The organism is Legionella maceachernii (assembly GCF_900167045.1).
Classification (GTDB): Bacteria; Pseudomonadota; Gammaproteobacteria; order Legionellales; family Legionellaceae; genus Tatlockia; species Tatlockia maceachernii.
The window spans coordinates 59,719-75,243 of sequence record NZ_FUXJ01000004.1 but is presented as its reverse complement, the minus strand read 5'-3'; the positions used below and the strand labels follow the sequence as shown (position 1 = coordinate 75,243).

Genomic DNA, 15,525 nt, shown 5'->3' with positions numbered 1-15,525 from the left:
GTAAAAAATGATAAAGATTAATGCCTCTTTGTTTGCCCACATTGAGAATGATGCCAATCTCTCCGGTACTTACGGACTTCAAGGAATCTTTTTTAAGTATACCGCGGGCTATCTCAAACAGTACCTGATTCATCTCAGTGACAAAGAAGAAATATTTCCTGCAGAGTATGCGCGCTTATTGGATGAGATGGATTATCTCATTAACATTGAGAATCAACTCGCCCAGACAGCAGGCTCTGTTGACCTATTAATCGACACACTGGGAAAGCAAGTTGCCGCTGATATTACCAGTTTAGACGTAGGCCAAAAACTACATCTTCCAGGTGGTTGGGTAGATGAGGAAGGTGGCCACTCAATGATTTATGAATTCACTCGCACCGAAGACGGATATCTATTCACAGCCGTCAACGCTGGCGCCGGGATTAAACATCATCATAAAAAATCAAGTCGGGAAAAAGAGCTTTATAATCCTCTAAAAGCTTGGCATTTTCCCGTACCGAACTCGCCGAAAGAAAAAAGTGAACTCGCTCTGTTTGTGGGCGAACTTCTGCAAGCAAAATTGCCTGTAGCAAAGCAAAAAAGAGCCGTGACGGAGGAAATTCTTTACAAAAAGATACTTGCGAAGATCAGTTATATTGGCGGTAAAGAAGTTGAGCGTCCGATTCCTTTGTATGGGTACACCGCGGGGCAATTATCAGGGACATGCAGTGAACGCTGCCTCCATCAACTCCTTAAAATTCTTTCCCCTTCCGAAGAATTCTATGAACGCTTTATCTTTAAATTCAAACACTTTGCCCTGCTTGAGTATGCTGGTGCTTGTTTGAAAGGAGAACAGCCATTTACGCCTGCAGTTCGGGAGCAAATTAACTTAGCCATCGAAAACAATTTAAAGATCCTCGATGTGGCTGGTCTTTTCCCGGAAATAGAAAAAGACAAGTATTATCAAGAAATAAAAGAAGTTCAAAGAAAAATTAATGCAGCAGTACTAACCTCAGCACAGACCGTTCCCGTGGCGATAGACTCTCCCCCACGACTGACATTAGTCGATCCGTCACAACTCTTCGCTAGACCCCATTTTGATTCACTCACTTATCAGATGGAATCCACTCTAAAAATCGATTTAAATTCGGGACGAAATCTTATTGATAATCTAACACAAGTCGTTAGCGACATTGAAAAGATAAAAAGCCCTGCGCTTCGGTACAATTACTTAGAAAAGCTGATTTTAGAGTTGCCTGTAAACGAGCAAGATGGGTTAACCTCTCCTTTCTACAGCGAGTTGAGAACGATAGAGGATTATGCCAAATTTGAACAGCAACTGGATAAAATTCAAAATGCATTATGGAAGTTGCAAAGCGATTGGCTTAAAGCTCAAATACCCGGACTTAATCAGCTTGCCTTATCGATTATCGCATTACAAGTCGATGTGAAATCGGCGCTTGCTAAAGCACAAAATCTTCCTTCATTTAGCCCATTTACTTCAGTCATGATGCAGACTGTTATTGGCAATAATCACCGAAACCCGTACTGGGCTACCAATAACCCCCTTCTTGATAAACGCTTTGAAGCATTGCGCAATCGATTTCGCAATGCCTCGCATCAGTATCACGCTGATTTTTATTTATACCTTAATAAATTATTAGCCACAGAACCCGAATTAACTGCCGAACTCAAACTCCAGTACAACAGTAAGTACGGCTTTAACATTTCTCAGCTCCACAAAGAGATCCGTTCCAAGGGAATGGAAGCGCTTTTTATGATTTCACAACATCGAAGCTATATTGAGCGACTGGAGCCTCGATTTAATCCTGTTATTAAAAAAATTGAAGAACATCTTGATTACGAATCGAAATTAAGAGAAGCCATTAATCCTTTTTTTGAAAATCGGCTTTTAAAGACTCCGAGGATCGAATTAGGCATTGTGCAAGACGATTTTCGTGTCTCCACACCCCTTTATCCGACATTCGTTTATTGGCAAGAATTATCGACCGAACTTTCTAAAAATAAATACGTCTTGAAAGACTCTATTGCTCAACAAGCTTTAGATGCCGATGTGTCTCAATTCTCGAGCTATCGCAAAGCACTAAAAGCAAAAACAGCAAATAACATTCAATTAACTCCTACAAAGTCGTTAAAAGACACCGCTTCAGCGCCCCCAGTTACACCAACAGATATCACTGCCCGCGACTATTTCCATCTGCGCAGTGTTCCTTCCCTTCAAATTCCGCTAACGCTGGATTATTTTATCCGTCACATCGACAAGCTCGCCAATGAATCGGATCAACGTTACGTCGAAGCAAACCTTTTTCAGCCTGGAATTTTAGAAAAAACTCAGGAAAGCCCTTCTTTTTTGCCTCAATTTGATGCTTTTTTAACAACCGGATTTCGCTTTTTTAATAAAGAGGGACAATATTCACGGGAATCGTTGCTGTTTTTACGTTTAGACTACCTTGTGAGTCGTTACATTGCTTTAACCGACAAAAGAACGGGATTGCCTCGTCTACAGGTGCTTCAAGAGCAACTCCTAAAACAACTTGCTCATCCGAATCATCCCGATATCACTTATGTCCAACAGCAATATTTATTCTTAACACTCATGACGCGTGTTGAACTGGGAGAGAATCCTCATGAGCTCTTTGCCTTGGCTTTCGATGCTTATTTTTACATTAAAAGCCACGCTAATCCCCAGATTCTTGAAGACTTAACCCACCAGGTCGAAGTGGATCGTGCCATTGCGCGATTTCAAACGTTAGCGAAAGAACAACCGGAAAAAATCATTACGCAAGCCATCAGGGATAGCTTTACGAAATACCCTTACACGAAAGATCTCAGCTTAATGGGTGGAAAATTTCCTCTCTATCGTTTGGAAAACAACAAAGGCCAAACCGTAGAACTAAACGTTCATTTAGGCAAACTCTTTGAAAAGAAATTAGCGCGTAGCGGCATACCCTTCACTCTCCAAAGGCATCCCCTTATTAAACACCTGGGTTTGCAAAACGCTTATGAATGTTTAAGCACAGCTGATGAACACTATTTATACTTGCCCAGTGAGAAAAAAGAAGATGAAGTCCATTTATTTTATAACAATAACGATTTAATCGTTCAGCGAAATTGGCGTATTCAAGATCAAATTAGAACTTATGAATTACGCCCACTGACCGCTGATCATCTTGCGCGATATGCCAATAAAAAGAGCATTCCACTTAGCGTCTCTTTGCCAAAAGTATTAACTGATGACACGATGGATTACTGGCACGATATCAATTCAGGTGACGGCTTATTGGTTCACAATAACGTTCCTACTTATGTCTACAAAGCGAAAACGGGCCAATTTATTGCGCTTGATAAAGAGGGAAAGGAAACGACTTACGGATTACAAACGTTACCCTCCCAATGGCGTTCACTGCTAAATCGGTTTGAGAGTAATCATTTTATCGTTACTCATTCAAGCCCTGCTGATACCGTGATTAAGCTTCCTCGGTATGACCTTGAATTTAACATTGACACCTCTGCTGCCGAACCAGCTCTTGTTTATCTTAAAACAGGAGAAAAAGTGGTCGATTACCAGTCTCCTATTCATCCTTCGGTGGCTGGATTGGTATTGCAAAATGACAGGCAAACACGCTATCTCGTTCCTGTGGCACGTTTTTATGCCACGAAAAACGGCGCGACACAGAGTGATTTTTACCCTGTCATTCATGATACCAATGGCACAATAGCAGATGAATGCCTCCGGCAAGATTGGGCTTATCATCCCCCAGCACGTGTTCCCTTATGGAATTATGAAAACAGTGAAAGAGCAATCAGTTTTCGTCTAGAAGATGGCGAACCCATCGCGGATTCGGTTGCCGATGCTCTTTATTTAGCCTATACCTACCTTGCGACAAACCAAACTCAGAAAGCCTGGAAAGTACTTGAAGATTGCAATACTCGCTTAGGTGGATTAACGGGGGATCCCGCCGAATTACAATTCATTCGCTGGATTTGCAAAGATTTGCCTCATATTTTACCGAATGGGAAAAAGGAAGCGACCCGGAGTACCCCTCCTTATACTGCTTGCCAACTTAAGGCAATGAGTCTTTTGAGTGACTACCTCTTGCAAGATCGCACCTTTAATCTCGCCCCGCCCCCTTCTTCAGAGACCGCAAATGCACATTACCAACAATTAGAGCATCAGCAATTAACACAATTTCTTAACTCTCTGCCATCAACCATTTATCTCTCTTTCCAACGCATGCAAGCGATGAGACGCCATCTTGCGCATGACTATCAACTTTCTGTCATGGAGCGTAAACGCTTATTGGATTACTACCAGCATTCTCAACCCAAAAGCAGCGCACCTAAGGGAGCGCTGGGTTATGAGTGGATGAGTTTAAACCTTGAATTTCTCCAAAGGGAACGTCAGGCACTACAAGCTCGCAGTGAATCAGGAAATATCTCAACTACTGATAAGAAAAGATTAGCCTTTATTGAGCATTATTTTAAAAAAATGCAACCTGCTCTTGCTCGATCCACAGCGCTTGAGCTGGTCCCTATTGATTTAAATTTTCCAGCCAGCATTGAAATGAAAGCTCATAATAAAGCCAAAGCAGAAAATTGGATCAATAGTCTTTCCAATAAAAAACAGTTTGATTCCCGCGCGGAACAAGAAGCGATGGAGGTTCTTACATCAGGCATTACAGAAGACGAGTTCATTACTTATTTTCCTACCTATTTTCAAATTGCTCACACTGCTGAACATGTTCATCGTAAACAATTAAGCGACTTCTGTACAAAAACGTTACTTGCAGCTCACCATATTCCTTTAGATAAACAAGAATCAGATATTCCTTTTTTATGTAACGTGCTGTATCGCGTATTAAATAATCGGCATGTAGTGACAGAAAAAGAAGTTAAATTGAGTGATTTGGTTAATACGATTAGATCTTGCACTGTACCACCCTTGCAAATTTATCAAGCCAAAGACGTTTATAAAGAAATTTTGGCCACACCCGAAGACATTTTAGCCAAAGAACGCCCTATACCTACACCTTTAATCGCAACCGAAAAACTTAATCCAGCGTTGCTGGTGCAAACAAACCTTAAGCAAGTGTTGAGCAAGAGTAAGGAAGGCGAGGTATTAGCACGATTAGTGAGCGATTACCGTGCCCTGGAAAAGAAAACGGATGAGGCAATTGAAGCATTAGGAAAAACGTTAACTCCTGATTTAGAACAGCGCTTTGCCGTTGAAGTCGAAGCAGGCAAAATGCTTTTTGCACAAGAGAAAAAGCAAAAAGCACTTGCTCAAGTTTTTCTTGACGATCCTCACTTCACCCAATCAGTCCTTGATTCAACACGTAAAATGGCACCCACGCTTGCTGATCAAGAGCAAAAAGCCTGGGATGAGGCACTCAATTTTGCTAATCAAGGCCCGGAATCCCCAGAAAAAGCAAAATCGTGGAAAATTAAAAAGCGGGCAAAAAGCCAAGCTAAGCTGGGTAAAGCAGACCTTTTATCCCTCTATTGCAATGCCGATACTGCCTACAGTATTGAAAAAACTGGGCTTAGTCCTGAAAAAGCGCAACAACTGCATAACCTGATTCACAAAGCCCTGTTTGTGAGTATCCAAAACCAGCTCACTCAAAAGGTGATCAGTAAATTAGACAAAGCCCTCCAGACTAAGAGCATCGATACCGCTCTTGAGGCATTCGAACTGTTAGCAAGAGAGGAAATTCCAGGATTGGATGAAACAGCGACAGTTATTATCCAATACGCCGAAAATATCTTACTGCGTAAACGACAAGTGAGTGCATTTAAACGCTTACTAACACCACTCCCTGACGGCGGCACCAATGAGTGCATCGAAAAAATCATTCCGGGCGGTGGGAAATCGAAAGTCATCATTCCTGTCCTCGCCGAAAAGAAAGCCACTGGAAATAACCTTGTCGTCGTTGAAGTTCCATCCGCGTCATTACCCACAAACCATGTCGATTTAAATCGGCTTTCTCAACGATTGTATGGTAAACGTGCGCATCGATTTGAATTCAATCGCGACAGCAACTGCTCGCCAGAGCGTTTAGAGCAACTGTATCAGCATTTCACCGAAATCATGACAACACGTTGTTATTTAGTGACTACGGGTGAATCAATGCAGTCACTGGAGCTTAAGTACCTTGAGCTCTTGCTTGCGGACGATCAACATGACGAAACCTGGCAGAAACAAATTTATTGGCTGGATAAAATCACTGGGCTTTTTCGCAATCAAGCGGATTGCATCATCGATGAAGCTCACCTTGGTTTATGGATTAAGAAAAAATTAAACTACACCCGCGGCGAGCCGAAACCCATCGGGCCAGATCTGATTAAAAATGGCATCGCGCTGTTTGGTTTTATTGATACTGAATTTATTAAACAGGCCCCTTACTTAGCAGCTAATTACGATTGGGGATCGTTTAAACACAATCTCGCGACTAAACTGATTAAAGAGCCCAACAGTCCTCTAAAAGAATTTGTTGCCAAAGCGGTTCTTAGTCACGGTGAAGGCATTGAGGAAAAGCTCATTGCTTATCTACTTGATCAAGAGATGTGCGAAGCAGTGGTTCATGCCACTCCTGAAGAAAAAGAAGCACTTTCTGTTTTTAAACAAGAAATTAATGTCATCCTTCCTGAGACATTACGGCATAAACTGGACGTTAAGTACGGGGCATCCCGACTTAAAAATTTATCCCCGGTGCAATACACCCTTTCTATTCCTTACAGTGGCAATAATGCACCCAATGAAAGCAGCCGTGATGGCAATGAGCTTGTTGCGCTAAATCGCACTATTCAGATGATGCTCATCAATGGCATTAGTGAAACCCTTTTTAAAGAGCGGATCACTTCTTGGCAAATTCAAGCGCGCCAAGAATTATTTTTAAATCCGAATTTAAAGAACCTCGATGACACTCCTACAGCTCGAGGATTTGCGCTCTTAGAAGGCGCATCCGGCTTGACGTTAAGTCAGGTTAACCTCTCTGACGCGTCACAAATGGAGAAGCTGTACAATCGTCATAAGAATAATCGCTTTTTTATTTTTTCTTTACTTCAAGAAGCGTCTTTAAAACTGATTAACCTCGATCCGGCAATCATTTCAAGTGATTCGTTTAATCATGTGGATGTGTATCGAAGCGTGCAATGCTTATCAGGAACCCCTTCCAATCATATGACGCTCCACCATCGACTAAAGTACGATGCCACCTCTTCACTCGGTAGTGATGGCTATATTCTCGAAATCTTGGAAGATAAAAATACGGCTGTTTCGAGCTTGGACTACCAAGATGTGCGTTCTTTTATCGAAAGTGCGATAGGCAATTCTAGCGAACGCGCGCGTACTCGGGCAATCATTGATATTAATGCCACATTCACTGGCGTAAGCAATTATCTCGTGGCCACAGAGCTGGCTCGGTATGCTCGTCTACACCCTAATCACTTTAGCAATCCAATCAAGCATATTCTTTACTTTAATGAAGAGGATGTCTTGTATGCATTGGATATCAATAAACCAGAAGAGCCTATTCTATTAGGAACAAGTGAAGAGAAAGAAATCAGCCGAGTGCTCGGCTCAACACCCCAAGAGCGCCTTTCTTATTATGATCAATTCCGTACTTTCGGTACCGATCTTGAGCAAGATGAGAAAGCACATGCCATCGCATTAGTGGACGAAAACAATTTATTTCAAGAGTATATTCAAGGCGATATGCGTATGCGGTGGCTAAGTAAAGGCCACTCGCTTGAGTTGATTGTCCCTCAACGTCTAGACGGCATTAGTCGTCAAGGACTCACCCAGCGCCTTGTACTGAATGAAAAAATAATGCTGTTAGCCGATGTGCTTGCGTCCGGTACGAGCCAATTAGTGAATTACATGCGACGCAACAGTTTGACTTTAGTGCAAGATTTACCTTCTGAAGAGGCAGAGCAAAAATCAGTGCTTGCCAAAAAGTTCAGATGCTTTTTTGAAGAAATAGCCAAACGCGATTATTTTGCCCTCTATGGTGCGGTCACGGAAGAAAAAGAGGTGGCCGCGATGCTTGAATCCTCGAAAGCGGACTTATTAGCCCTTTTAACGGAATGCTATAAATCGGCAAACATCCCTTTGCCTGCGGAAAAAATTAAGGCAATTGAACTCGAGTTAGAAGCCATCATTAACAAAGTTCTACCTTGGTGTCCAAAAAAATACAAAGGTTCCAGTGCAAGCCACAGTAAAGAAGTTCAAGTTCAAGTTCATAAAGATATCCGCGTCGAGCGCGTACAGTTGAATGCGTGTTATAACCCTCGTTTGCAAGAAATGCCACAAAGGAATTGGATAAATCTTTGTTATCAGGGGTTTTCCCGTGTGATTAACAGCGAGACTAAAAGCCTTAATGAGGTATGTGCAATCGCCGACACCCCCCTGTTCTCCACTGCCTTAAGAGCCAGCAGAAATTACATTTATAACTACACCAACCAAAACGAACACTTAAATGTCTTTCTCAAACCAGTGCTTCTTATCTGGTATCACTATGAACACGGGGTTTTACATGCCACCCTCGTGACACCTCAAGAGCTGGAAAGCCTTGAAAAGGCCATAGGGCATTCATCGAGCGATTGGGTATCGACCACGCAAGACACAGTGGTGGTAGGAACTCGTCCCGAAGGCATGCTGCTTGATCAACAATACCTCAGCTTACGTGAACAAATCCGCTTTTTTAACGGCGAATTTCAGTCACTATTGAACCAGGACGCCCCTTTGCATTGGCTAAAAGAACAGCCGATGGAAAAAATAACATTCTTTGAGAACAAGCTCCAGGTGTACCGGCCAGGCAGTGAAGTAGAGCTCCCTCCATTAAAAGCGGCATTAGCCCAATCCAATACCGAGGGGTTTATTTATATTACTGAGCATCCTTTTGATAATTTGACAAATTTCGATTGGAAAAATTTATATCCTAAAACTATTCCCGCACAAGCTGCGGAATACAAAAAAGTAGCAGAAGCCTTTGTTTATTTAAATCAGCATTGGCTAGACAAAGAGCCTTCTATTGAGCACATGCAAGAAACCTTTGGGTTGCCCTTAAGAAGCCTTGGTTATATCGACAGCCATTTAAAGCATCTATTCACCTTAAAGGGATTGCTGCAGAGTTTATCGCACGGTTTAGCCAATCGTCTTGATGAGGAGAAGGGAAGATGCCTTGAAAAATGTTTAGGTTTGTCACTTGAACATTTTTGCCAGAATCATGACATTACGTTAACTCAGAGACCCATTAATCAAGAAGAGACGAAACGACACCAATTAGCCGCAGTAAGAACACTCCAACTCCTTGCCAATCACCCGGCTTTAAAAGGAAAATCCCTGCTTACTTACTTTACAACCCTTGCAAGAAATGCGGGGTCAAGGGAGGTTTTACTTGAGCTTTTAAAGACAGAAAATCTGAGCGATGCATTCTTTCTTGTCTTCATCCGTAATCCGTTTTGTGGTAGCGAAGTGGTTAAGCACTTACTCAGTTTAAACCAAGACTTTTCTGAACAGGCGCTGGCGTTACTCCTGCAACGATGTAATGAGGAAGAACTGATTGACCAATACCTCAATAAGGTATTACAAAAGTTAGCCCTTTCCAGTGAATTTTTCCCTTCCCATCTTTCCCGCTATCCTGGCTTTCCAAGCCATAATGACTTTATTGTTAGAAAATTACTCGATTCATCCCACGATTTTTCTGAGCTGGGATTATTGGAATTAGCCGGTTTGTGCACTGGAACAGGAGAACCGTTTGCTAAACTTGATCTGATCGATAACTTCCTGAAAAAAACCAACATTAGCGATCGGGTCATGCTTACTTTGCTTGACCGAAAAGACTTAGATGAAGATCGGCTATTAGCCTTTCTTGCCAAAGCAAAAACCCCAGAAATGCTTGAACGCATCTATCAGCACCCCGCAGCAGGTAAACGCATTCATGACGCGTTGTGGCGCCACCCTCAATGCTCAGCAGAATTTCTGGCTAAATTAATTGAAAAAGAGTTACTTGGGGATGACGCTTTACTGCAAATGTTAACTGGTCAGGTGGACATTGATTTATTGGTATTAAGCACGATTGCTAGACGTACACACAATCCAAACATTCTTTTAGAAGCGGTATCGCATAGAAAAGCGACCTATACCGTCATGAAAGACGCGTGTGATCGAAGTATATTCTCTTGCGATATGGCTCAACAAATATTGGCTTGGATTGAGCGTCAACCTAGACGCAATTTTCAAGCGTCTCAAGTACTGGATAAATTAATATACAAGGCATTTGATTTTTATCGCCAAAAACCGGCCGAATGGGAAAGCTTCCTGGGCGAATTACTGAAATATTGTCAACAGCACAGTAAAGGAATATCCGAAATAATGCGCCTTCTTCCTGAACAGGAATTAAGTGTGAAATTAGCGCTTAAAACGCTTCGTTGGTTTGGTAGGGATGTTTTATCTCTTTTACCCATGGAAAAAATAATTCATCACGCAGAACCAGAAGATTTAGCTTCCCTTGTGGATTATGAAAAAACCCGGGGTCTGAGTGAACGATTATTGCCGTTGCTTGCTGCAAAATGCACTACACCAGTATTGATTCAAGGGCTTCTCGATCGAGGTGATCTCACTGAAGGCGTTTTATTACAAGTACTGGCTAATCATCCTGATTTGCGCTCCACGCTGCTTTTAAAGCTGATATCCCATCCTAACATCGATACCCAAGCATCAACTGCCGCCTTTAATCACAAATCATTCTCTCCTCTTATCGCTGAAGAACTTACCGATAATTTGGATCTTATTAGCGACCAAGCGATCATTTCAATCCATCATCGAGTGTTGCAACATCTTGTTGAATTTTGTCTTCAAAAAGATTTGTCCCGGAAAGACAACGAATGGCAAGACGTGCTTCTTCGTGTTTTTAGGCGATACAGCCAGCTGCCTCCTTCTGTAGCTGGGGTTTCAAAATCGGTGATTAATCTTATTAAACCGGAAAGCCTAGATGCTCATTTAGGACTTCAGATTTTTCGCATTTTCGGTCAAAACGCAATCTCTGTTTTGCCCATGGAAAAGCTGATTGAAATTGCTGAAGAAAAGGACGTTGAATCTCTGATAGACAATATCGTTGTAAATCAACTTATTCCAGGATCTCGCAACAGACATACCTTCTGCGAACAATTATTAATGTTGCTCGTACCGAAATGCTCTACGCCTAAATTAATTGACAAGCTTCTTAGCAGACGGGATCTTTCTCCTGAAATTTTAACTCAGATCATGAATCTTGATCTTAATTCTGATCTTCTTGCGAAACTTATCTCTCATCCGCGAGCGACACCAGCTTTAAAGGCAAGAGCCTTTGAACATAACGCCTTTTCACCTCAAATCGCACAACAAATTGTTGATACAAATCCCCTCAGTGAGGACAGGGAAAATGTTGTCCAACAACATGATTTGTTGAAAAAACTTGTGAGAGTTTGTTTTGCAAAACAAAATCTACCCGTGCAACGCACTGAATGGCAAACTGTTCTTCTTCGTATTTTCAAGCAATATAGACCTTCCCGATTACCCTCTTCTTTGGCTGGCGCGCCCGAATCCATCATTCGAATCATTAAACAAGAAAATTTGAGTGTCGACTTTGGATTTCAAGTTTTCAGGGTTCTTGGTCGAAGCGTCATTTCCGCTTTACCCGTGGAAAAAATGATAGACATTGGTCAAGAAGAAGATATCGCTTTATTTATAGACAATATGGATGCGCTTTCGCCTGATGTGTTGCTTGCCTTGGCTCAACAATGTCAAAGCGCAGCCTCTATTGACAAGCTGCTGCAGCGAAAAGATCTCACTGAAGCGATGCTATTTGTCATCCTGGGGAAAAGAGATCTTACCGCGAGTAGGCTTTTAGCAGTCGTTTTTCATCCAAAGGCCACAATGAGCGTAATGAATGATGTGCTGGCTCATCCAAAATTCTCCAGTGAAGTTGCCAAAGCACTCATTAGCGCAACAAAACTAAATACCCATCAAAGCCATGAACTGTTTAAAGCACTTATCAAACACTGCTTGTCCCGGGTGGCGCAGGGAGAGTCTCAATGGGAAATCCCACTGATTCAAATCGTGCAAAAATATCCCACCCAGTCCCGTGCGTTCGAAGAGGTAATCGGTATTATTCGCGAACATCGTCTCAATGCTAATTTAGGACTGATGCTGCTTTATCAGCTCGGTAAAGAGATAATCGACGTTTTACCACTAAAGGAAATGATTGCTATCGCTGATGACGACGGTCTTAACCTTATCTTTAATACCCTCAAATCATCTGACAAGTTGTCCGAAGAGCTTCTTATTGCTTTAGTTAAAAAAGCGCAAAGTGAACAACTCATCCGTTCGTTTCTGCAAATGGATGTACGCTGGAATGTGCTTCAAGTTATTCTGGATAAAATTCCTGATTATAATAATCTGCATCGCGCGCTTACGCATGAAAATGCGTCTGAAGAGGATTGCCAAAATTGGCTAAAAAACCTTGCAGACAAACAGAAAATTATGCAAGAGGAAGCCTTAAGCACCGATGATCCAAGAAAAAGAGTCTTGACAGCACTAGATGCTTTAAAAGTCAAAGCGTGTACACATGCAGTGAAAGCAACCGAAGATGAAGCCTATGAAGAGGTGGCTCGTGCTTCAATCACACTCTACCGTACTCTTCGAAAAGAAATTGAGCACTATCTTAAAACACTTGATAATCCTGAGGAATTTTTAACGAACTGCCTCGATGCAATTGACCTTTCCAGAGAAATCCTATCAACTCATCGAGGAGGTGCGAAGCAACTTCTTGTCGATATTGTGAGTGCTATTTTGGCATTGATCACATTTAAGTTCTTTCGCTCATCCTCTCATCCATGGGATTTCTTTGAATCAAAGACAGAAAGTATTCAAATCGTGGAAAAACTTCAAGGAGACATTCAGGATATTGCTTATAGTCTTGGGATAAACCAAGGAGAGAAACCGCTGCGCGCTGAGCATAGAGCCTATGACTTAGAGGATCAACGCTCACCCGAAGAACATCTTCAGCCTATCGCTCATCCAATTGGAGCAAGCCAAAAAACGGACCCACTGAATACCGACAAACAATCTGATCATTTAAATGGACTGACTTCAGGTAAAATAACCCAAAAAAGCGAAAGCTCGCCAAAAGAAGATACTCCGTATATCAACTATGAAGAAGAGGCGAAACAAGATTTCAAGCCATTCAATGCGGAAGGTAGGTTTTATAATTCAAAAGAAGATACTCCGTATATCAACCATGAAAAAGAGGCGAAACAAGATTTCAAGCCATTCAATGCGGAAGGTAGGTTTTATAATCCAAGTGAGTTAAATTTATCTAAAAATCATCAGTACAGTTTTTTTAATAAAAAGAATAAGGAAAACCAGGTTGAAAAACAAAAGGATATTGCCACAAATTTCATTCTACACTGCTAGTAAAAATCAACTTCCCCACTGCCAGTATCGTGCGGATATCGACGGCTTGCGTGCTTTGGCCATTCTGCTCGTCGTTTTTTTTCACGCGTTCCCCACGCGCTTACCTGGTGGTTTTATCGGTGTGGATGTGTTCTTTGTTATTTCGGGTTATCTCATTACCACGATTATATTTAATCAATTAAAATCCAATCAATTTTCATTTAAACGGTTCTACATTCGGCGTATAAACCGAATTTTTCCAGTTCTACTGCTCGTTTTAATCAGTTTTTTTATTTTAGGATGGTTTGCTTTATTAGCTGACGAATATAAAGCTTACGGAAAATACATGGCTGCCGCAGGGCTTTTTTCGTCTAATTTGGCCTTATGGAAAGCAGGTGGCTATTTTGATACGGCTGCCGATCTTAAGCCGCTTTTGCATTTATGGTCTTTAGGAATAGAAGAACAATTCTATTTGATTTGGCCTTTCTTAATCTGGGCTGCTTATAAGAAAAAATTGAATATTCTCTTCTTCACGGTACTTCTTTTTTTTATTTCTTACTTTTTAAGCATCCACGCAGTAAAACAGAATCCGATTGGCGCATTTTATTTCCCCCATACCCGTTTTTTTGAGCTTCTAATGGGAAGCTTGCTCGCTAGTTTTTATAGCTTTCCCTCTCCTGTTCATTCGTTTTTAAAGCAATTTGCTAAATGGGCCTACCTCACTGCTAATGTCTTGGCCTTTTCAGGACTATTATGCATTGCTATTGCCGTTTATCGATTAAATCCTGAACACCCATTTCCGGGGAATAATGCGCTTTTACCGGTTTTAGGGGCCGCCTTACTGATTGCGGCGGGTACAAACAGCTGGATAAATCGTACTCTTTTAGCCAACCGCTTCATGGTGGCAATAGGATTGATGAGTTTTTCTCTTTACCTTTGGCATTGGCCTTTACTTAGTTTTGCGCGGCTCATGGAGCAAGGCATGCCGTCAAAAAGTATTCGTATCCTATGCGTGGGGATTAGCTTTCTCTTGGCTTTTTTAAGTTATCTCTCTATTGAAAAACCCATTCGTTTTGGTGAAAAACAACGCTTAAATGCCCTCATTTTACTCGGTTTATCGCTTGGCGTGATCGGCCTTGGAGTTTATACCTATAAAAAAGAGGGATTTACCTCAAGACCTACCCTTGCTCACCTCACCCCCCCTCCTGAGTTTGCGGGTACATTACCCAAAACAATGGCTAAAAGAGCAATTCCTTTAGGCCTCGGAATTGCTTCGCATCCCGGGAAAAAATCTGTTTTTATCCTTGGTGACTCTCATGCCCATCATCTGCTTTCCGGCTTTTTTCAAAAATACCCTCAAAATCACATCAGCATTATCCTTGGGCCAGGTTGTCCTTTTTTATTAGGTATTGATAGAAAGCCGACTCCTTCTTCTTGCCTAAAGATGACCGAACAAGCGCTTTCTGATGAGGAACTTGCGTCAGTTAAAACGGTTATTTTTAGTTTAAGAATGTTTGCATATAATCGAAGTGGTTATGATTATAATCCGGAGAAACAAGATTGGGGTTTATGGTATAAATCAAAAAGACAGCCTTTAGACGATCTCTCTTTTTGGCGACCTGCTCTACGCGAAACACTTCACCGTTTAATCAAAAAACACAAGCGCGTCATTATCAGTTACGATGTGCCTGAATTACTGCGTCCAATCAACGAATGCTTAAACAGCCGACCTCTATATCTTCACAATCATACCATCAAAAACTGCAATGTCCCCCGAGAAATCGTCGATCAACGACAAGGCCCATTGCGCCAACTTTTTACAGAAATTCTTAAGGAATTTCCACAAGTGGAAACTTTCGATCCCTTAAACTATTTTTGCGATAAACAATGGTGTTACGCATTTAAAAAGGGCATCCCTCTCTATTATGATGACGATCATTTGTCAGTAGAAGGGAGTCGATTTTACGCCAACGCTTTTGCGAAAGAATTCCCCTCTTTAATCAAGAAAGAAATGGCTTGATTAGGCAATCTTGCCGTCTAAAATTTATGCATTTTAAAAAATAAAACCTATACTTAGGTTGAATGCTAAT

At 41.6% G+C, this 15,525-nt stretch carries 2 protein-coding genes; both read left to right on the top strand.

What is annotated here, in order from left to right; genetic code table 11:
- Positions 1–7: 7 nt before the first annotated feature.
- Entirely contained in the window at positions 8–13,456 is a 13,449-nt protein-coding gene (locus B5D33_RS03610) for a DUF3638 domain-containing protein (RefSeq protein WP_058453202.1), read from the top strand.
- Positions 13,410–15,455, top strand: coding sequence for an acyltransferase family protein (locus B5D33_RS03605; RefSeq protein WP_058453203.1), 2,046 nt, complete (start codon positions 13,410–13,412; stop codon positions 15,453–15,455). Before B5D33_RS03610 ends, B5D33_RS03605 begins: the two co-directional genes overlap by 47 nt.
- The last annotated feature ends 70 nt before the right edge of the window (positions 15,456–15,525 follow it).

Bases quoted from the DNA above. Each gene is read 5' to 3' on its own strand.
- B5D33_RS03610 (WP_058453202.1), top strand. From the start codon at position 8: ATGATAAAGATTAATGCCTCTTTGTTTGCCCACATTGAGAATGATGCC.